Below are 20,988 nucleotides of genomic sequence, written 5' to 3' on the forward strand. Positions count from 1 at the left end.
CCGTCGCGGTGTCCCCGTCGCGCTTGATGCGCACCTGGTCACCCTGGGTCTCCACCTGCGACGCCAACGTCACCTGCGGCACCCCCAACCGCTCGGCCAGCATCGCCGGCAACACCCCCATCGACCCGTCGGTCGAGGCCATCCCACACATCACCAGGTCCGGCACCCCACCACCAGCGGCCTTCTTCACCGCGGCGGCCAGCACCAACGACGTCGCGATCGCATCCGACCCCGCGATCGCCTCGTCCGAGACGTGCACGCCCGCGTCCGCACCCATCTGCAGCGCCTTGCGCACCGCATCCGCGGCCTTCTCCGGACCGACGGTCACCGCCGTCACCGTCACGTCGTCGGGGCTCTCGGCCTTCTCTTTCAACCGCAACGCCTGCTCCACGGCGTACTCGTCCAGCTCCGACAACAACCCGTCCACACCCACCCGATCCACGGTGTAGTCGGACTCGAAATGCCGGTCCGCAGTCGCATCCGGCACATGCTTCACACACACGACGATGGAGGTCACGGGCCCGAGGCTACTAGCGCGTAACCGGCGCCTGACACCGCGTCAGCCGTGCGATGACTCACAGCGAGGCACCGGTCACACGTCGGTCGGAGGCGTGCCTCCCGACCCCGTTCAAGTGATGTTGAGCTTGACCTGGCTGGTCGAGCGCTTGAGCGTCGGAGAGCCCAGGTACTTGGCCACGATGAGGTACGTGCCGGCCTTGCGGACGTTGGCGAACACCGTCCTGGCCTTGTCCCTGCTGGTCAGCGCGACGGTCGCCGTGCGGAGCTTCGTGCCGTTCCGCTTGAGGGTGAACTTCACCGAACCGGCGACGTCGGTGCCGAACTCGGCGACGACCAGGGCCTTGCCGACGAGCCGGAAACGGGTGTCCCGGTAGGTCATCGAGGCGGTCGTGGTGGTCGGCCCGCGCACCACGGTGAAGGCGGTGGTGGCCTGGCTGGGCGCCTTGGTCTTGTCGGTGGGGGTGAAGACGGCGGTGACGTGGTTGGGACCCATCGTGAGCGCCTGTGGGAGGTCGGCCCTCGCCTTGCCGCCCTTGACGGCGACGGTCACGGTCTTGCCGCCATAGGTGAAGGCGACCGAGCCCGAGGGCTTCGAGCTGCTGCCGCTCTGGGTGACCTCCGCACGGGCGACGGGCATGGAGCCGTACCCGACCGGTGCGTCGACGGTGAGCGTCGTGGTGGTCGTCGTCTGCACCGCGGTCACGCTGTCGACGAGGAGGTTCTGACCGGTGGCGGGCGTCAGCGCACAGGTGAACGTCGTGACGCCGGGGGCGACGGTGTTGCCGGCCGTGTCCTTCGGCGTCAGCGTGGCGGTGAAGTTCCCGGCCCCGATCAGGATCGTGGTGCCGACCGCCTTGGCGGTGATCGTGCCGCCCGGGCCTGTCCCGATGAGGTGCATCGGCGTCCCCGGAGCCGGGACCGCGGTCTTGGGAATCGTCAGCGTCGAGACGCGGCTCACGCCGTCGACCGTGCCGGTGGACTGGCTGGTCCCCTCGACGGTGGCCACGTTGAGCCCGCGCAAGGTGGTCGCGAGCGTCTCCGGGATCGTCACGTCGGAGGTCACGGTGATGGGCACGGTCATCCCGGAGCCGAGGGTGGCCGGTGCGTTGGTGTCCACGACCGCGCTGAAGTCGTACTCGCCGGCGTTCGGGCTGGTCGTGCAGTGGTAGGTGAGGGCCACGCTGGCGGCCTGGGTGGGTGCGGTGAGGACCACAGCACCAGAAGCGACCAGGGCACCGGTCGCGATCAGGGCACGGCGGACGAGCTGAGAGGAGGTCGTCATGCCCGCCATCCTCTCAGGGGCGGATGATCCGGTCCACGATCCTTCCGGCGACCAGCCAGACGATGGCCGCCAGCCCCCAGTTGAGCAGGGCGTCCTTCACCTCGGCCGTCTCGGCGTTCTTGTCGTCGAACCCGAAGACGCCGTCCTTCCGGTCGAACACGCCGAGGTCGATCTTGTTGGCGAGGTCGAGCACGAACTTCACCGCGTCGTTGTCGCGGTTCACGGTGTCCTTCAACGCGATCAGCAGTGCGCCGATCGCCAGGACCAGCGCGGCGAGCACGCAGACCAGCCAGACCAGCTGGGCCAGCCGGAGACGGACGAGGTCGACGCCCGCCTTCGCCTTGGCGGCCGCGGCCGCGCCGCGCCTGGGCTTCTGCTCGCCCGGGGTCGAGGGCGTCTCGGTCGTCTCGTCAGCCACGGTCCGTCCTTCGGGGTCAGGTGCTCCCAGCTAGAGGTCCAGCCTGGCACGTCCCGAGCCGGTTCACGGGGATCACCGGCCGACGAAGCCCGCCTTGCCGGGCCCGTTCTCGACGAAGGACCGCATGCCGATGTCGCGGTCCTCGGTCGCGAAGAGCGCCGCGAACTGCTGTCGCTCGATCTCCAGCCCGGTCTCCAGGTCGACCTCGATGCCGCGGTCGATGCTCTCCTTCGCCGCTCGGAGGGCGTACGACGCGGCGTTCGCGAAGCGTCCGGCCCACGAGACCGCCTCGGCGTACACCTGGTCGGCCGGGAACACCTTGTCCACCATCCCGATCGCCAGCGCCTCGGTCGCCTTCACGAACCGTCCCGTGAACACGATGTCCTTGGCCTTGCTCGGGCCGACCAGCCGCGTCAGCCGCTGGGTGCCGCCGGCGCCGGGGATGACGCCCAGCAGGATCTCCGGCTGGCCGAGGACGGCGTCCTCGGCGGCGTACCGGACGTCGGCACACAGCGTCAGCTCGCAGCCGCCCCCGAGGGCGTAGCCGTTGATCGCGGCGATCACCGGCTTGGGGATGCGGGCGACGGCGGAGAACGCCGACTGCAGGGCGCCGGAGCGGCGGACCATGTCGGTGTAGGACATGTCGGCCATCTCCTTGATGTCCGCACCGGCGGCGAAGACGTTCTCGCCGCCCCAGACGACCACGGCCTTCACGTCGTCACGGTCGCTCGCCTCGGCCGCGGCGGCCCGGATCTCCTCCTGGACCTGGACGTTGAGGGCGTTCATCTTCGGCCGGTCCAGCCGGATCGTGCCGACGCCGTCGGCCACCTCGAGGCGTACGAACTCGCCCATCTCTGTCTCCTGTCTCCACCAACTGATCGGGTCCTTGTCGCGCGACCGACCCTAGCCACCACAATGTGCCGGGTGAGTTCGGAGAGCTGGCCGGAGAGCTGGCGGTGGCGCACCCGCGACGAGAAGCTGGAGGTGTGGCCGGGCCGGCACCAGGACCTGGGCGCGACGTGGGCCCCCGAGGCCACGAACTTCGCCGTGCACGCCCCCGAGGCCACTGCGGTGTGGGTCTGCCTCTTCGACGAGGAGGGCGTGGAGACGAGGCACCAGCTGACCGAGCACACCCTCGGGGTCTGGAACGGACAGCTGCCGGGCGTCCAGGTCGGCCAGCGCTACGGCTTCCGGGCCGACGGCCCCTGGGACCCCCGGCACGGCCGGCGGTTCAACCCGCAGAAGCTCCTGCTCGACCCGTATGCGCTGGCCATCGACGGCGAGCCGGTGCCCGGCCCCTCGCTGCTCGACCACGTGGCCGACGGTCGGCGCAGCAAGTCCGACTCGGCCGCCGCGATGCCGCGCAGCGTCGTGGTGCACGACGAGTTCGACTGGGGCGACGACATCCCGATGCGCCGCCGCTGGCGGGACACCGTCATCTACGAGCTGCACGTGAAGGGCTTCACCCAGCTGCACAACGAGATCCCCGAGCACCTGCGTGGCACGTACGCCGGGCTGGGGACGCCCACGGTCACCAACTACCTCAACGACCTCGGCGTGACGGCCGTCGAGCTGATGCCGGTGCAGCAGTTCTTCACCGAGCCCGCCGTCGCCGCGCGGGGCATGAAGAACTACTGGGGCTACAACACGATCGGGTTCTTCGCGCCGCACGCGGCGTACTCCTCCTCGGGCACGCGCGGCCAGCAGGTCCGGGAGTTCAAGGAGATGGTGCGCAGCTTTCATCGCGCCGGCATCGAGGTGTACCTCGACGTGGTCTACAACCACACGGCCGAGGGCGAGTCGTCCGGGCCGACGTACGCGTTCCGGGGGCTCGACGACCTCGGGTTCTACAAGCGGTCGGGCGCGCCCGGCAGCGCGTACTGGGACGTCACTGGCTGCGGCAACACCGTCGACTCCTCCAACATCCACGCGCTGCGGCTGATCCTGGACTCGCTGCGGTACTGGGTCACCGAGATGCACGTCGACGGTTTCCGCTTCGACCTGGCATCGGCCCTCGCCCGCACCGGGCACGAGATCGACCTGCGCAGCGCGTTCCTCACCACGATCGGGCAGGACCCCGTGCTGCGGTACGTGAAGCTGATCGCCGAGCCGTGGGACGCCTCCATGGACGGCTACCGCGTCGGGTCGTTCCCGCCGCCCTGGGTCGAGTGGAACGACACCTACCGCGACACGATGCGCGACTTCTGGATCCGGCCCGGCCAGATCAGCGCGGTGGCGTCGCGGCTGGCGGGCTCGTCGGACCTGTACGCCGACGACGGCCGGTCGCCGTACTCCTCGGTGAACTTCGTGACCGCCCACGACGGGTTCACCGTCAGGGACCTGGTGTCCTACGACCGCAAGCACAACGAGGCCAACGGCGAGCACGACCGCGACGGGTCCGACAACAACCGGTCCTGGAACCACGGCGTCGAGGGCGAGACCGACGACCCGGAGATCGTCGCGCTGCGGCGGCGGCAGGCCGCGAACCTGATGATCACGCTGGCGCTGTCCAGCGGCTGCCCGATGATCACGGCCGGCGACGAGCGCGGGCGCACCCAGGGCGGCAACAACAACGCCTACGTCCAGGACAACGAGGTCAGCTGGGTCGACTGGCGCCCCGACGACGCCTGGCTGGACGTCTACGAGCTGACCAAGACCGCGCTGCGGCTGCGCCGCGACCACCACACGCTGCGGCAGCGCCACCACCTGGCCGGCACCCCCACGCTCGAGGGCGGCCCGAAGGACCTGGCCTGGATCCACCCGTCGGGCCGGGAGATGGAGGCGCACGACTGGTACGACGAGGGGCTCCACGTCATCGGCATGTTCGTCTCCGGCGACCCGCTCCGCTCCCCCGGCCCGCACGGTGAGCAGCAGCGCGACTCCTCGTTCCTGATCTGGCTGAACGCCGACGACGACGAAGTCGAGGTGACCCTCCCGAAGAACGAGTACGTGCAGTCCGGCGAGGTCGTCCTCTCCACCTGCGCCGACCACCCGATCGGCACGCCGGTCGACGCGGGCGACGTGCTGACCTTCGGTCCCCGCACCGTGGTCGTGCTGCGCCACTGACCGCCGAGTTGCGCCTCCGGCGCGGCCGAGTTGCGCCTCCGGCACGGTCGAGTTGCGCCTCCGGCACGGCCGAGTTGCGCCTCCGGCACGGCCGAGTTGCGCCTCCGGCACGGTCGAGTTGCGCCGCGGGCGCACGTACGGGCGATCCGAGGCGAAACTCAGGGGTGCCGGAGGCGCAACTCGGCTTACGGGAGCGCGACGACGCCGAGCTCGGCGACCGAGGCCAGCAGGCTGTTCTTCGGGATGACGCGGACGGTGTAGCCGAAGGCGCCGGAGTGGTCGAGGGTGACGGTGCCGTCGAAGCGGAACCGGCCGCCGTCGTACGCCTCGGCCACGGACAGCGACCCGGTCGTGGTGTCGACGAGGGCGTCGTCGGCGTCGATCACGCCGTGCACGACCTGGACGTCGACGTCCTCGGGAGTCAGCGAGCCGAGGGCGACGAAGGCCCGCACGTTGAGGACGTCGCCGACCTCGGGGGCGTCACCGACGCCGCCGGACTCGACGTGCTCGACGCGTACCTCGCCCCAGCCGTTCCTGACCTTCTTCTTCCAGGCCGCGAGCGTCGCAGCGCCGGCGTAGTCGTCGTTGAGGGCGCGGCCGTTGACGGCGGCGGGCGTGTAGAGGTTGCGCGTGTAGTCGCGCACCATCCGCGACGCCAGCACCTTGGGGCCGAGCGACTTCAGCGTGTGCCGGACCATCTCCAGCCAGCGGGTGGGCACGCCGTCGCCGTCGACGTCGTAGAACTTCGGCGCGACGTCGTTCTCGATCAGGTCGTAGAGCGCGTTGGCCTCGATGTCGTCACGACGGTCGGGGTCGTCGACGCCGTCCGCGGACGGGATCGCCCAGCCGTTGTTGCCGTCGTACCACTCGTCCCACCAGCCGTCGAGGATCGACAGGTTGAGCCCGCCGTTCAGCGCGGCCTTCATGCCGGACGTGCCGCAGGCCTCGTAGGGACGCAGCGGGTTGTTGAGCCAGACGTCGCAGCCGGGGTACAGCGGCTGGGCCATCGCGATGTCGTAGTTCGGGAGGAAGACGATGCGGTGGCGCACCTCCGGGTCGTCGGCGAACCGGACGATCTCCTGGATCAGCTTCTTGCCGCCGTCGTCGGCGGGGTGCGACTTGCCGGCGATGATCAGCTGCACCGGACGCTCGGGGTGAAGCAGGAGCTTCTTGAGCCGGCCCGGGTCGCGCAGCATCAGGGTGAGCCGCTTGTACGACGGCACGCGACGCGCGAACCCGATCGTCAGCACGTCGGGGTCCAGGGCCGAGTCGACCCAGCCGAGCTCCGCCTTCGCGATGCCGCGGCTCAGGCTCGACTTGGTCACCCGGCGACGGGCGTCGTGCACCAGCCGCTCGCGCAGCTCGCGCTTGACCGCCCAGATCTCGGTGCCGGGCACCTCGTCGACGGCCCGGAAGAACACGTCGACGTCGTCGCCGTCGGGGTCGGCCCCGCGGGACGCGGCCAGCTCGATGACCTCGCGGGCCACCCAGGTCGGCGCGTGCACGCCGTTGGTGATCGAGCCGATCGGCACCTCGGCCTCGTCGAACGCCGGCCACAGGCCGTTGAACATCTCGCGGCTGACGTGACCGTGCAGCAGCGAGACGCCGTTGGCGCGCTGGGAGAGCCGGAAGCCCATGACCGCCATGTTGAAGACGCTGGAGTCACCGCCCTCGTAGTCCTCGGCGCCGAGGGCCAGGACCTTCTCGACCGGGATGCCGGCCGTCGGGCCGGTCTTGCCGAAGTACTGCTCGACCAGCTCGCGCGGGAACCGGTCGATGCCCGCGGGCACCGGGGTGTGGGTGGTGAAGACGGTGGACGCCCGGGACACCTCGAGCGCGGTGTCCCAGTCGAGGGCCGGGCCGTCGGCCCCGACCGTGAGCTCGCGGATCCGCTCCAGGCCGAGGAAGCCGGCGTGGCCCTCGTTGGTGTGGAACACCTCGGGGTCCGGTGCGCCGGTGATGCGGGAGTACACGCGGAGGGCGCGAACGCCACCGACGCCGAGCAGCAGCTCCTGGCGGAGGCGGTGCTCCTTCTGGCCGCCGTACAGCCGGTCGGTCACCTCGCGGTACTGGTCGGGGTTGCCCTCGACGTCGGAGTCGAGCAGCAGCAGCGGGACGCGGCCGACGTGAGCCACCCAGATCCGGGCGATGAGGTCGGGGCCGCCGGGCATCTCGATGGAGACGGTGGCGCGCTCGCCGCTGCTCTCGCGGAGCAGGGACAGCGGCAGCTCGTCGGGGTCGAGGACGGGGTAGGTCTCCTGCTGCCAGCCCTCGCGGGACAGCGACTGCTTGAAGTACCCCGCCTTGTAGAGCAGTCCGACGCCGACCAGCGGCACCCCCAGGTCCGAGGCCGCCTTCAGGTGGTCGCCGGCCAGGATGCCGAGGCCGCCGGAGTACTGCGGGAGCACGGCGGTGATGCCGAACTCCGGGGAGAAGTAGGCGATCGCCCGCGGGGCGGCGTCACCGGCCTTGCGCTGGTACCAGCGGTCGGCCGAGAGGTACCCGTCCAGGTCGGCCTTGGCGGCGTTCAGCCGCTGGACGAACCCGTCGTCCTCGGCCAGCTCGCTCCAACGGTCGCGGCCGACGGCGCCCAGCAGGTGGACCGGGTCGTGGCCCACGGCGTCCCACGCGACGGGGTCGACCGAGGCGAACACGTCCTGCGTCGCGGGGTGCCAGGACCACCGCAGGTTGCCCGCCAGGTCGGCCAGCGGCTCGAGGGCCTGGGGCAGGACGGGGCGGACGGTGAATCGACGGATTGCGCGCACCGAGCGACGGTAGCGGAGATTCTCTGGATCGATCCAAATTGCACCGCGCCGGGTGAGACGAGCGTGCGAGTCTCGACCGGACGACGCGGGCAGGTTGAGGAGCGATCGGCGCGGACCGGAGCGCCAGCGACGGGCGGCGCGACGCGTCTCGAAACCCTCCAGCAGGACCAGGCACACCCGTTCGCATGGTCTCGACACGGGCTCGCTGACGCTCGCCCGGCTCGACCACCATGACGCCAGACACGGGCTCGCTGGCGCTCGCCCGGCTCGACCAGCACCACGCCAGCGACGGGCGGCGCGACGCGTCTCGAAACCCTCCAGCAGGACCAGGCACACCCGTTCGGATGGTCTCGACACGGGCTCGCTGACGCTCGCCCGGCTCGACCACCATGACGCCAGACACGGGCTCGCTGGCGCTCGCCCGGCTCGACCACCATGACGCCAGACGCGGGCTCGCTGGCGCTCGCCCGGCTCGACCAGCATGCGGGTGGACGCCCGGCTTGCACGCGTACCCAGGGTTCGCAATGGTGGAGGGCATGGTCGGCCGGATTCCCATCCTCAACGTCATGCCCGTGGTCGATCTCGGACGACAGCCCGCCAAGGCGACCGTGGGCGAGCCGATGCCGGTCTCCGCGACGGTCTTCCGGGAGGGCCACGACAAGCTCGGGGCCGAGGTCGTGGCCACCGACCCGGCCGGCGTACGCCGCGACCCGGTCCTCCTGCGGAAGCACCCCGAGCGACCCGACCACTACGAGGCCTGGCTGACCCCGGACCTCGAGGGCGCGTGGACGTTCGAGGTGCAGGCCTGGTCCGACCCGATCGGTACCTGGCAGCACGCCGCCGGCCTGAAGATCCCCGCCGGCGTGGACGTCGAGCTGATGTTCACCGAGGGCAGGCTGCTCTTCGAGAAGGTGAAGGAGGGCATCACCGAGGCCCACGACAAGGAGGTCCTCGAGGGCGCGATCGCGGCGGCCCAGGACACCGAGCGTCCGGTCGAGGCCCGGCTCGCCGCCCTCCAGTCCCCCGAGCTGACCCGGCTGCTGGCCGCCCACCCGGTCCGCGAGCTGGTCACCATCGAGGGCCCGTACCGGCTGTACGCCGACCGCCAGCGCGCGCTGTTCGGCGCCTGGTACGAGTTCTTCCCGCGCTCGGAGGGCGCGTACGTCGACGAGAAGACCGGCAAGGTCGTCTCGGGCACCTTCAGGACGGCTGTCAAGCGGCTCGACTACGCCGCCGACCTGGGCTTCGACATCGTCTACCTGCCGCCGATCCACCCGATCGGCGAGGTCAACCGCAAGGGTCCCAACAACACCCTGTCCCCGGGTCCGGACGACCCCGGCTCGCCCTGGGCGATCGGGTCCAAGGACGGCGGCCACGACGCCATCCACCCCGACCTCGGCACGTGGGAGGACTTCGACGCGTTCGTGGCCCACGCCCAGGGCCTCGGGCTGGAGATCGCGCTGGACCTCGCGCTCCAGGCCGCCCCTGACCACCCGTGGGTCGAGAGCCACCCCGAGTGGTTCACCACGCGCGCCGACGGGACGATCGCCTACGCCGAGAACCCACCGAAGAAGTACCAGGACATCTACCCGGTCAACTTCGACAACGACCCGACCGGCATCTGTCGCGAGGTGCTCCGCATCGTCAAGCTGTGGATGTCGCACGGCGTCCGCATCTTCCGCGTGGACAACCCGCACACCAAGCCGGTCGCGTTCTGGGAGTGGCTGCTGCGCGAGATCCGGCGTACCGACCCCGACGTCCTGTTCCTGGCCGAGGCGTTCACCCGGCCGGCGATGATGAGCACCCTCGGGTCGATCGGCTACCACCAGTCCTACACGTACTTCACCTGGCGCACGGCCAAGTGGGAGATCGAGGACTACCTCCGCGAGCTCTCCCACCACACCGACCACGTCATGCGGCCGAACTTCTTCGTCAACACCCCCGACATCCTCCACGAGTCGCTCCAGTACGGCGGCCCGGCGATGTTCAAGATCCGCGCGGTGCTGGCGGCGACCGGCTCGCCGAGCTGGGGCGTGTACTCCGGCTACGAGCTCTACGAGCACGTCGCGGTCCGGCCGGGCAGCGAGGAGTACCTCGACTCGGAGAAGTACCAGATCCGCGTCCGTGACTGGGACGGCGCCGCGGCCGAGGGACGCACGCTCGCGCCGTACATCAAGGGCCTCAACCAGGTGCGCCGGCAGCACCCCGCCCTCCAGCTGCTGCGCAACGTCACGATCCACTCCGCCGACGACGAGAACGTCCTGGTGTTCAGCAAGAGGGCCGGCGACGACATCGTGGTCGTCGTGATCAACCTCGACCCGCACGGCACCCGCGAGACGACCGTGCACCTCAACATGCCCGCCCTCGGCCTGGGCTGGCACGACAGCATCACCGTCTACGACGAGATCACCGAGCAGACCTGGAGCTGGAAGGAGCACAACTACGTGCGGCTCGACCCCGGTCACGAACCCGCCCACATCCTGAGCGTGAGGAAGCCGTGACGACCTCGGAGAGCACTCCGTCGGAGGAGGTGCTCGGCAGCGTCCGCGGCGACTTCTCCGAACAGACCCCGAGCACGCCGGGCCACGTCGACGTCTCCGAGGAGGTGACCGAGGTCGACGCGCCCACCGAGTCGCTGTCGACCCCGGACTGGTTCAAGACCGCGGTGTTCTACGAGGTCCTGGTCCGGTCGTTCCGCGACTCCAACGGTGACGGCACCGGCGACTTCCGCGGCCTCACCGAGAAGCTCGACTACCTCCAGTGGCTCGGCGTCGACTGCCTGTGGGTGCCGCCGTTCTTCACGTCTCCGCTGCGCGACGGCGGGTACGACGTCGCCGACTACACCGACATCCTCCCGGAGATCGGCACGGTCGAGGACTTCCACCACTTCCTCGACGAGGCGCACCAGCGCGGCATCCGCGTGATCATCGACTTCGTCATGAACCACACCAGTGACGCACACCCGTGGTTCCAGGCCAGCCGGTCCGACCCGGACGGCCCGTACGGCGACTTCTACGTCTGGTCCGACACCGACGAGCTCTACGAGGAAGCCCGCATCATCTTCGTCGACACCGAGCCGTCGAACTGGACCTGGGACCCGGTCCGCCAGCAGTACTACTGGCACCGGTTCTTCTCCCACCAGCCGGACCTCAACTTCGACAACCCGAAGGTGCTCGAGGCGATGCTGGACGCGATGTCGTTCTGGCTCGACATGGGCCTCGACGGGTTCCGCCTCGACGCGGTGCCCTACCTCTTCGAGCGACCCGGCACGAACGGCGAGAACCTCAAGGAGACCCACGACGCGCTGAAGACGGTCCGGAAGTTCGTGGACACCAACTACCCCGGTCGGGTGCTGCTCGCCGAGGCCAACCAGTGGCCGGCCGACGTGGTCGACTACTTCGGCGACTTCGAGGTCGGCGGCGACGAGTGCCACATGTGCTTCCACTTCCCCGTGATGCCGCGCATCTTCATGGCCGTCCGCCGCGAGTCGCGCTGGCCGATCTCGGAGATCATGGAGCAGACGCCCGCGATCCCCGAGTCCTGCCAGTGGGGCATCTTCCTGCGCAACCACGACGAGCTGACCCTCGAGATGGTCACCGACGAGGACCGGGACTACATGTGGAACGAGTACGCCAAGGACCCGCGCATGAAGGCCAACATCGGCATCCGCCGGCGGCTGGCCCCGCTGCTCGACAACGACACCAACCAGATCGAGCTGTTCACCGCGCTCCTGCTCTCGCTGCCCGGCTCGCCGGTCCTCTACTACGGCGACGAGATCGGCATGGGCGACAACATCTGGCTCGGTGACCGCGACGGCGTGCGCACGCCGATGCAGTGGACGCCCGACCGCAACGCCGGGTTCTCGGCCGCGACGCCGGGCAAACTGCACCTGCCGGCCATCCAGGACCCGGTCTACGGCTACCAGAGCGTGAACGTCGAGGCACAGCTCGAGAACGCCTCCTCGCTGCTGCACTGGACGCGCCGGATGATCCACGCCCGCCGTGGCCACCCGGCGTTCGGGCTCGGCACCTTCACCGACCTCGGCGGCAGCAACGCGACGGTGTTGTCCTATGCCCGCGAGCACCAGCGCAACGACGACAGTGGCGACGGCACCGACGTCATCGTGTGCGTGAACAACCTGTCGCGCTTCCCGCAGCCGGTGGAGCTGGACCTCCGCAAGTTCGAGGGCCTGGTGCCCATCGAGCTGCTCGGCGGGGTCACGTTCCCCCCGATCGGCGAGCTCCCGTACCTGCTCACGCTCGGCGGCTACGGCTTCTACTGGTTCCGGCTGGTGCGCCCGACCGAGGAGGCGACCGCCCCGTGAGCGACGACATCACCAAGCCCCACGACGGCCTCGCGGCGTTCGTCCAGAACGCCCGCTGGTTCGGCGGCAAGGGCCGGCCGTTCGAGGTCACCGACGTCCGCCGGCTCGGCTGGGTCGACACCGGCACCCGGGCCAAGGCCTCGATCGAGCTGCTGACGCTGTCCTACGAGGACGGCGCGACCGAGTACTACCAGCTGCCGCTGTCCTACTACGCCGACCCCGAGGAGCGCCTCAACCACGCCTTCGTCGGGTGGTGGGAGGAGGCCGAGCTCGGCGGGTTCGTGCACGTGTACGACGCCGTGCACGACCGCGACGCGATGGCCGGCTGGCTCAAGGCGTTCGACGCGGCCAAGGACGGGAGGAGCCGCACCGGCGACCTCGAGTGGCACCGGCTCCCTGGGCACGACCTGGACCTGGAGGCCCACTCGACGCTGTTCTCCGGCGAGCAGTCGAACTCCTCGATGGCGTTCGGCGACGACGCCCTCCTCAAGGTGTTCCGCAAGGTCACCCCGGGCGTGAACCCGGACATCGCGGTGCACCAGGTGCTGACCGAGGCCGGCTCGGACCACGTGGCCCACCTCTACGGCTGGCTGGAGATCGCCGACGACGGCGCTCCCCTCCAGCTGGCGATGCTCCAGCAGTTCCTGCGCACCGCCAGCGACGGCTGGGAGGCCGCGCTGGCCAGCGTGCGCAACCTGTTCGCCGAGGCCGACCTGCACGCCGACGAGGTGGGCGGCGACTTCGCCGGTGAGGCCGCCCGGCTGGGCGAGTCGCTCGCCGAGGTGCACCAGACGCTGGCCGACCACTTCCCCACCCGCGTCCGCACCGCCGACGAGCAGCGCGAGCTGGCGAACGCCATGGCCGGCCGGCTGGACGCCGCGCTCGACGTGGTGCCCGAGCTGGCGGCGTACGCCGACGGCCTGCGCAAGACCTTCGCCAACGTCGCCGACGTGGCGTCGGTGACCATCCAGCAGGTGCACGGCGACCTGCACCTCGGGCAGACGCTGCGCACGGTGAAGGGCTGGAAGATCGTCGACTTCGAGGGCGAGCCGGCCAAGCCGCTCGCCGACCGGGTGCTCCCCGACTCGCCCTGGCGGGACGTGGCCGGCATGCTGCGGTCCTTCGACTACGCGCCGCGGGTCGCCGAGCGCACCGCCGCCGGGGCCGACGACACCGGCGCCGAGCAACGGTCGTTCCGGGCCGCCGAGTGGGCCGAGCGCAACTGCGCGGCGTTCCTGGACGCCTACGTCGGCGGCCGGGAGCTGACCACCGACGAGCAGGCCCTGCTCGACGCCTACGTGGCCGACAAGGCCGTCTACGAGGCCGTCTACGAGGCTCGCAACCGCCCGACCTGGGTACCCGTGCCGCTCAGCGCCATCGAGCGCCTGGCGGGTTGAAGCTCTCGACAAGCCCGACCACCGAAAGGACCACCATGGCTGTACGTCCGGTGAACACCGAGGAGCTGGAGCTGCTCGTGCACGGCGGCCACGGGCACCCCCACGCGCTGCTGGGGCCGCACGTCCACGAGGACGAGGTGACGGTCCGCATCTTCAAGCCGCTCGCGAAGACCGTCACGGTCTCCTACAGCGGGCCCAAGGGGTCCGGCACGGTCGAGCTCGACCACGAGTACTCCGGCATCTGGGCCGGCACCCTGCCGGTCAAGGAGGTGCCGGACTACCGCGTCCACGTCGACTACGGCCAGGGCGCCATCGAGCTCGACGACCCGTACCGCTTCCTGCCGACCCTCGGCGAGATGGACCTGCACCTGATCAACGAGGGACGCCACGAGCAGCTGTGGACCGTGCTCGGGTCGCACCTCCACCAGTACGCCGCCGACGTGGCGGGCACGTCGTTCGCGGTGTGGGCCCCGCAGGCCAAGGGCGTGCGGATCAAGGGCGACTTCAACAGCTGGGACGGCCGCGAGCACCCGATGCGCCAGCTCGGCGAGTCCGGCGTGTGGGAGCTGTTCGTGCCGAACGTCGGCAACGGGACGAAGTACAAGTTCCTGATCCTCGGCGCCGACGGCCAGTGGCGCGAGAAGGCCGACCCGATGGCCTTCCACACCGAGTCTCCCCCGGCGACGTCGTCGGTGGTCTTCGGCTCGTCGTACACCTGGGGTGACGACGCGTGGATGGCCCACCGTGGCGACTCCCCTGCGGTGCACGGGCCGATGTCGGTCTACGAGATGCACCTCGGCTCCTGGAAGAAGCACTGGGGCGGCGACGCCTACAGCTACCAGCAGCTCGCCGACGACCTCGTCCCCTACCTGGTGGACCTGGGCTTCACGCACGTCGAGTTCCTGCCGGTGATGGAGCACCCGTACGGCGGGTCGTGGGGCTACCAGGTCACGTCGTACTTCGCTCCTACGGCACGGTTCGGCGACCCGGACGGCTTCCGGTACCTCGTCGACCGGCTGCACCAGGCCGGCATCGGCGTGATCGTCGACTGGGTGCCGGCGCACTTCCCCAAGGACACCTTCGCGCTGTCCCGGTTCGACGGCACCCCCCTCTACGAGGACCCGAACCCCTCGCGCGGCGAGCACCCCGACTGGGGCACCTACGTCTTCAACTTCGGCCGCCGCGAGGTGCGCAACTTCCTCGTCGCGAACGCGCTGTACTGGCTGGAGGAGTTCCACGTCGACGGGCTGCGCGTGGACGCCGTCGCGTCGATGATCTACCTCGACTACAGCCGCGAGCCCGGCGAGTGGCAGCCGAACATCCACGGCGGCCGGGAGAACCTCGAGGCCGTCCAGTTCCTCCAGGAGATGAACGCGACGGTCTACAAGCGCGTCCCCGGCGCGATGACGATCGCCGAGGAGTCGACCAGCTGGGAGGGGGTCACCCGGCCCACCGACACCGGCGGTCTCGGGTTCGGGTTCAAGTGGAACATGGGCTGGATGCACGACACGCTCGGGTACTTCGAGCGCCAGCCGGTGCACCGTGCGTGGCACCACAACGAGCTCACCTTCGCGCTGGTGTACGCCTGGGCCGAGAACTTCGTGCTGCCGATCAGCCACGACGAGGTGGTGCACGGCAAGGGCTCGTTGCTGCGCAAGATGCCCGGCGACCGCTGGCAGCAGCTGGCCAACCTGCGCGCGTTCCTCGCCTACATGTGGGCACACCCCGGCAAGCAGCTGATCTTCATGGGCATCGAGATCGGCCAGGAGTCGGAGTGGGCCGAGGCCCGCGAGCTCGACTGGTGGCTGCTCGAGCACTCCGAGCACCGCGGCGTCCACGACCTCGTGCGCGACCTGAACCGCACGTACGTCGACACCCCGGCCATCTGGTCGCGCGACGACGAGCCCGAGTCGTTCCAGTGGATCAACGCCAACGACGCCGGCCACAACGCGCTCTCGTTCGTGCGCAAGGGCCGCGACGGCGATCCGGACCTGGTGTGCGTGGCGAACTTCTCGGCCGTCCCGCACGGCGACTACCGGCTGGGTCTCCCCTCCACCGGCCGCTGGGACGAGGTCCTGAACACCGACGCCGCGACGTACGCCGGCTCCGGCGTCGGCAACCTCGGCGCCATCGAGGGTGTCGAGGGCGACCACGACGGCCAGCCGGCGTACGCGACCCTCGTCCTCCCGCCGCTGGCGACCGTGTGGTTCCGGAAGTCCGAGCGCTCGAGCGGCGAGCCTGCGAGCCGGTCGAGCTGAGCGAGGAGGTTGAGGAGCGTTCGGCCCGGTCCCGAGCTCGCGAGGGAGCGGGCGACGCGTCTCGAAAACCCGTGGGACGAAAGGCGGGCTCGACCACGGACGCTCCATTGTCGAGCGCCCGGCTAGGGTTCGAGACGTGACGGTCCCCGAGCAGCCGACGCTGACCGACGGCGTGGTGACGCTGCGGCGCTGGACGCTGGAGGACGTCGAGGAGGCGGTGGCCGGGCACGACGAGGTCATCGCGCACTGGTTCGGCTGGCCCGTCGACGGAGTCACCCCGGAGCGCATGAGCCAGGCCATCGAGCGCTGGCACACGGCGTACGCCGAGGACCGCAGCGAGGTCGCCTTCGCCGTCGAGGCCGAGGGCAAGCTGGTCGGCAGCGTGGACCTGCGCCGGCGTGACGACGGGGTCGGCGAGCTGTCGTGGCTGCTGTTCCAGGGCCAGCGCGGTCGCGGGTTCGCGACCCGGGCGGTGCGGATGCTCGCCGACTTCGCGCTGTCGGAGGACCGCCAGGGCGGGCTGGGGTACTGGCGGGTCGAGGCGAAGGTCGAGCCCGACAACCAGGCCTCGCTGCGCGTGGCGACCCGCAGCGGCCTGCGCCGCGAGGGCCTGCGGCGCATCGAGCAGGGACACGGCGACCGCGACGAGACCGCGTCGTACGTCGTCCTCGCGCGCCTGGTCAGCGACCCGCCGCTGAGCGAGCCGGAGAGCTTCCGGTCGCTGCTGAACTCGTTCCTCCCCCGCAAGCGCGCGATCGGTCAGCTGCTGGTGCGCGACACCGCGGGCCGGGTGCTGCTGTGCCAGCTGACCTACAAGCGCGACTGGGACCTGCCGGGCGGGGTCGTCGAGGTCGGCGAGTCACCCCGTCTGGCCGTCGGGCGCGAGATCGAGGAGGAGCTCGCGCTCGAGATCGACGCGGGCGGCCTGGTGCTGACCGACTGGCTGCCGCCGTGGGGCGGCTGGGACGACGCGGTCTGCCTGGTGTTCGACGGCGGCGTGCACGACGCGTCGATCCTCGACGCCATGGTCACCCAGCCCCGTGAGATCCGTACCGCGGAGTTCTGCACCCTGGACCAGGTCGAGGAGCGCTGCGCCGACTTCACCGCCCGCCGCATCCGTGCGGCCCTGGCGGCCGTGGAGTCCGGCGTGCCGGGGTACACCGAGAGCGGTCGCTGACGCCTCGAGCGCTCGCAGGCCCGAGAGGTCGGATGCTGCCGGTGCTCGGGTGCCAGAAATCGCGCGATCGCGCCCAAACAGCAGGTCCAGGCCGCTCCAACCTGCAATATCCGCGCGATCGCGCGATTCCTGGCACCCCGACGACTCGCCCCGACCAGCGGTCTCGCGTCAGCGGTACGAAGCCGCCTGCACGTCGTACAGCTCGGCGTACTTGCCGCGCGCCGCCATGAGTGACTCGTGGCTGCCGACCTCGGCGACCTCGGCCCCGTCGAGCACGACGATGAGGTCGGCCATCCGGACGGTCGAGAACCGGTGCGAGACCAGCACGGTGATCCGGCCGTCGACGTTGTCGGACCGGGCGGCGGCGGCGAACCGCTCGAACAGCGCGTGCTCGGTCTCCGCGTCGAGCGCTGCCGTCGGCTCGTCGAGCACGAGCAGCAGCGGCGCCTCGCGCATGAACCCGCGGGCCAGCGCGACCTTCTGCCACTGCCCGAACGACAGGTCCACGCCGCCGGGCCAGTGCGGCCCGAGCTGGGTGTCCAGGCCGTCCTCGAGACGACGGACGACGTCGTCGGCGCCGGCCCGCGTGACGGCTGCCGACGCGGCCTCCGGGTCGTCGAGGCGCGGGAGGTCGCCGAGCCCGATCGACTGCTGGGCCGCGAGCTCGAACCGGTAGAAGTCCTGGAACGCGCCGGCCACCCGTGCCCGCCAGGCCTCCGGGTCGATGGTGTCGAGGGGTACGCCGTCGACGAGCACGTGTCCGGCGGTCGGGGCGTACATCTGGGCGAGCAGCTTGACCAGGGTCGACTTGCCCGCGCCGTTCTCCCCCACCACCGCGACGACCGAACCGGCCGGGAGGTCGAGGGAGACGTCGCGCAGCACCAGCCGGTCCCGGGCACCCGGGTAGGCGAACGACACGTGGTCGAAGCGGATCCCGTCGGTCAGCCGCACGGGGGCCGGACCGTCGCCGGTGCGCTGGACCGCGGCGTAGTCCTCCAGCCACGCGAGCCGTCGTGACCCGTCGAGCCACACGCCCCGCAGGAAGCCGATCTCGCCGACCGTGGCGCCGACGTACCCGGACAGCCGTCCGCCGGCGGCCAGCACCAGCAGCACGTCGGCCACCGTCCCGTCGAGGCCGTCGGTGACCCAGACGACCGCCACGACGAAGCCGAGGCCGAAGACCGTCCAGGCGAGGGTGTACCAGACGGCGCTGGCCCAGCGCGCCGTCGTGGTGGGGCGGTACCACTCGTCCCAGGCCGTACGCCGGCCGGTCGCCACCCGCGAGCCGAAGCCCAGCACCCGCAGCTCACGCGCCGGCGCCGCGGTGGTGGCCAGCCGGTAGAAATGCGTCGCCCGGCGCTGGTACGGCGCGACCTCCTCCTGCACCCGGCGCTCGACGCCGGGGCGCCAGCCGGACGCCGCGACCGTGGGCAGCGCGGCCACCACGAGCAGCGCCAGTGACCAGTGGATCGACATCAGGAGGCCGATGGTCACCCCGAGCCGGAGGATCCAGCCGCAGGTGGAGAAGACCGACATGTACAGGTGGTCGAGCACGAAGATCTGGTCGCGCAGCACCGACAGCCGGTCCAGGTAGTCGGGCCGTTCCTGGTGGGCGACGGTCACCACGCGGGCCTGGAGCCCGGCCACGTGGCCCTCGAGCGCGATGGTCACCTTGTCGCGGAACCGCCGCTGCAGCCGCGTCGAGATGACGCGCAGCAGCCAGGTCAGCGTCGCCGAGGCGCCGAGCCCGACGGCCGCGACGGTCACCAGCCGGTCGTCGCCGCCGACGACACCCTTGCCCAGCAGGGCCAGCCAGAGCGCGACCATCGCGTCCGGCAGCGCGGAGAGCAGGGACAGCACGAACGCCGTGGTCAGCAGCCGCGGCTCGTGGCGGTAGCCGAGCTTGAACAGCCGCCACATGGAGGAGAGGGCGCCCGGAAGGGCGTCCGGCTCGACCTCAACGGAGGACGTCATACTCCACCCCCTCCTCGTCCGCGGTGAGGTCGAAGCGCTGCGCCTGGAGCTCGAACATCGTGCGGTAGCGCCCGCCGAGCGACATCAGCTCCGCGTGGCTGCCCAGCTCGGCGACGCGGCCGTCCTCGACCACGCAGATGCGGTCCACGTGGCGGACGGTCGAGAAGCGGTGCGAGACCAGGATCGTGGTCACCCCGCGGGTCGCCTCGAGCAGCCGCCGGAAGATCTGCGCCTCGCCGCGCACGTCCAGCTGAGCGGTCGGCTCGTCGAGCAGCACGACACCGGCACCGCGACGTACGGCGCACACGGCCCGGGCCAGCGCGACCCGCTGCCACTCACCGCCGGAGAGGTCGAGGCCGCCGGCGTACTGCGTGGACAGCACCGTGTCGAGCGGCGCGAGGTGGTCGGCGCCGGCCGCGGCGAGGGCGGCCAGCACGTCGTCGTCGGGGGCGCCGAGCGGCGCGACGTTCTCGCGCAGCGAGAGCTCGAACCGCGTGAAGTCCTGGAACACCGCCGCCACCCGGGAGCGCCACTCGACGACGTCGAGGTCGCGCAGGTCGGTGCCGTCGACCTCGATGGCGCCGCCGGTCGGGTCGTAGAGCCGGCAGAGCAGCTTGGCCAGCGTGGTCTTGCCGGCGCCGTTCTGGCCGACGATGGCCAGCGAGGAGCCGGCGGGGATGGTCAGGTCGAGACCGCGCAGCACCTGCCGGTCGGTGCGCGGGTAGGCGAACGACACGTCGCGGAACCGGATCTCCGCGCTGGGACGACCCGCCGCCGACTCTGTGCCGAGGCGCGAGAGCCGTCCGGCCTCGCGGGCGGTGGTGCGCAGGCGGAGCACGGCAGCCACGGGGGCGGCAGCGCCGTCCAGCGCCCAGTTGAGCCCGCCGAAGGCGATCAGCGACGCACCCACCGCGACCTGCGCGTAGACGACCGCGCGGCCCAGCGGGACGGCGCCGCTGCTGGCGTCGTGGGCGAGGGCGGCGAGGACGCCGACGTTCGCGGCCGTCACCAGGACGACGCTCAGTGCCAGGGACCGCTCGCGCAGCCGGGTCGCGGCCTGCTGGAGGTCGAACAGCTGCCGGCGCCGCTGGGCGAACCGCTCCAGCGACCAGTCCGCCAGGCCGAACACCCGCAGCTCCTTGGCCGGAGGCGGGTCGACCGCGAGCCGGAAGGCGTACTCGGCGTGCAGGCTCGCCTCGCGCACCACGTCGGTGTTGCGGTCCTTCCAGACGGCACTCTCCCGCAGCAGCCAGTGCGTGGCGCCCCACGCGGTGACCAGCGCGAGCGGTGCCCACCACGCGTAGCCGAGGAGCACGACCGCCGACGCGACCCCCGTGCCGAGGTCGATCAGGCCGGTGGCGATGAACGGCAGGTTCACCTCCATCGGCGGCCCGTGGTGCCCGCTGTCGAACTCGCGGGCCACCGTGATGTCGCCGGCCAGCGTCGGGTCCTCGAGGTGGCCGATGCCCGGCGGGTCGACGCAGGACGCCGTGAGGTCGTCGTACAGCCACGCCGAGACGCGGTGGCCCAGGCTCTCGCTGACGGTCTGGTGGAGCGGAGCGGAGACCTGCAGCGCGACGAACACGAGCCCCATGGCGACCAGCGGACCGGTCGTCGACGAGCGGCCCTGCACCGCGCCGATCACCAGGCCGGTGGTCACCGCGAAGACCGGCGGCAGCACGGCACGCAGCCCGACGAGCGCCCACCAGGACGCCGCCAGCGGCCGCCCGGCGCGAGGCAGGTTCGCGAAGAACTGCCACTCCTGCCGCTCCCGGAACCGCACCCGCCACACCCTAGGTCCCGGCTCC

Annotated in this window: 13 protein-coding genes; 6 read left to right on the forward strand and 7 right to left on the reverse strand. The window is 71.0% G+C overall.

Annotated elements, in window-relative coordinates:
- The 4 genes from ISU07_RS17440 to ISU07_RS17455 all read right to left on the reverse strand — a co-directional run.
- The coding region (locus ISU07_RS17440; protein WP_407671444.1) for an electron transfer flavoprotein subunit beta/FixA family protein at positions 1–517 on the reverse strand (517 nt) is incomplete at its 3' end.
- 111 nt (positions 518–628) lie between these two features.
- On the reverse strand, positions 629–1,801 hold the full coding sequence (locus ISU07_RS17445; RefSeq protein WP_194708113.1) for a DUF6801 domain-containing protein: 1,173 nt from the start codon (positions 1,799–1,801) through the stop codon (positions 629–631).
- Positions 1,802–1,814: 13 nt separating this feature from the next.
- Positions 1,815–2,219 carry a hypothetical protein gene (locus tag ISU07_RS17450; RefSeq protein ID WP_323742684.1) on the reverse strand — a complete coding sequence of 135 codons (405 nt, stop codon included), beginning with the start codon at positions 2,217–2,219 and terminating at the stop codon, positions 1,815–1,817.
- 72 nt (positions 2,220–2,291) lie between these two features.
- Positions 2,292–3,071: an enoyl-CoA hydratase/isomerase family protein gene (locus tag ISU07_RS17455; RefSeq protein ID WP_194708114.1), complete on the reverse strand. Its 780-nt coding sequence runs from the start codon at positions 3,069–3,071 to the stop codon at positions 2,292–2,294.
- Positions 3,072–3,143: 72 nt separating this feature from the next.
- Here ISU07_RS17455 and glgX point away from each other — a divergent pair, with 72 nt between their 5' ends.
- Positions 3,144–5,285, forward strand: a complete 2,142-nt coding sequence (gene glgX / locus ISU07_RS17460) for a glycogen debranching protein GlgX (protein ID WP_323742685.1) — start codon at positions 3,144–3,146, stop codon at positions 5,283–5,285.
- A gap of 185 nt (positions 5,286–5,470) precedes the next feature.
- On the opposite strand, the gene glgP is transcribed toward glgX, so the two are convergent.
- A complete protein-coding gene (gene glgP / locus ISU07_RS17465; RefSeq protein ID WP_194708116.1) occupies positions 5,471–8,050 on the reverse strand; it encodes an alpha-glucan family phosphorylase in 2,580 nt (859 codons plus the stop codon).
- A 536-nt stretch (positions 8,051–8,586) separates the two neighbouring features.
- Here glgP and ISU07_RS17470 point away from each other — a divergent pair.
- The 5 genes from ISU07_RS17470 to ISU07_RS17490 all read left to right on the forward strand — a co-directional run bounded on the left by ISU07_RS17470 (position 8,587) and on the right by ISU07_RS17490 (position 17,206).
- The gene (locus ISU07_RS17470; protein ID WP_194708239.1) at positions 8,587–10,551 is read left to right on the forward strand and encodes an alpha-1,4-glucan--maltose-1-phosphate maltosyltransferase; all 1,965 of its coding nucleotides are present in this window, start codon (positions 8,587–8,589) and stop codon (positions 10,549–10,551) included.
- Positions 10,552–10,655: 104 nt separating this feature from the next.
- Positions 10,656–12,374, forward strand: coding sequence for a maltose alpha-D-glucosyltransferase (treS, locus tag ISU07_RS17475; protein WP_194708240.1), 1,719 nt, complete (start codon positions 10,656–10,658; stop codon positions 12,372–12,374).
- A complete protein-coding gene (locus ISU07_RS17480; protein WP_194708117.1) occupies positions 12,371–13,771 on the forward strand; it encodes a maltokinase N-terminal cap-like domain-containing protein in 1,401 nt (466 codons plus the stop codon). The genes treS and ISU07_RS17480 overlap by 4 nt, the downstream gene beginning before the upstream one ends.
- Before the next feature lie 35 nt (positions 13,772–13,806).
- Positions 13,807–16,029: a 1,4-alpha-glucan branching protein GlgB gene (gene glgB, locus ISU07_RS17485; protein WP_194708118.1), complete on the forward strand. Its 2,223-nt coding sequence runs from the start codon at positions 13,807–13,809 to the stop codon at positions 16,027–16,029.
- Between the two features lie 136 nt (positions 16,030–16,165).
- Complete coding sequence (locus tag ISU07_RS17490) at positions 16,166–17,206, forward strand: NUDIX hydrolase (protein WP_194708119.1); 1,041 nt, start codon at positions 16,166–16,168, stop codon at positions 17,204–17,206.
- Between the two features lie 168 nt (positions 17,207–17,374).
- Here ISU07_RS17490 and ISU07_RS17495 read toward each other — a convergent pair whose 3' ends face one another.
- Positions 17,375–19,180 (reverse strand): ABC transporter ATP-binding protein, encoded by a 1,806-nt coding sequence (locus ISU07_RS17495; RefSeq protein ID WP_194708120.1) that lies wholly within the window; start codon positions 19,178–19,180, stop codon positions 17,375–17,377.
- Positions 19,164–20,963: an ABC transporter ATP-binding protein gene (locus ISU07_RS17500; RefSeq protein WP_323742686.1), complete on the reverse strand. Its 1,800-nt coding sequence runs from the start codon at positions 20,961–20,963 to the stop codon at positions 19,164–19,166. Before ISU07_RS17500 ends, ISU07_RS17495 begins: the two co-directional genes overlap by 17 nt.
- Positions 20,964–20,988: the final 25 nt, after the last annotated feature.

It is taken from the genome of Nocardioides islandensis (genome assembly GCF_015352455.1).
Classification (GTDB): domain Bacteria; phylum Actinomycetota; class Actinomycetes; order Propionibacteriales; family Nocardioidaceae; genus Nocardioides; species Nocardioides islandensis.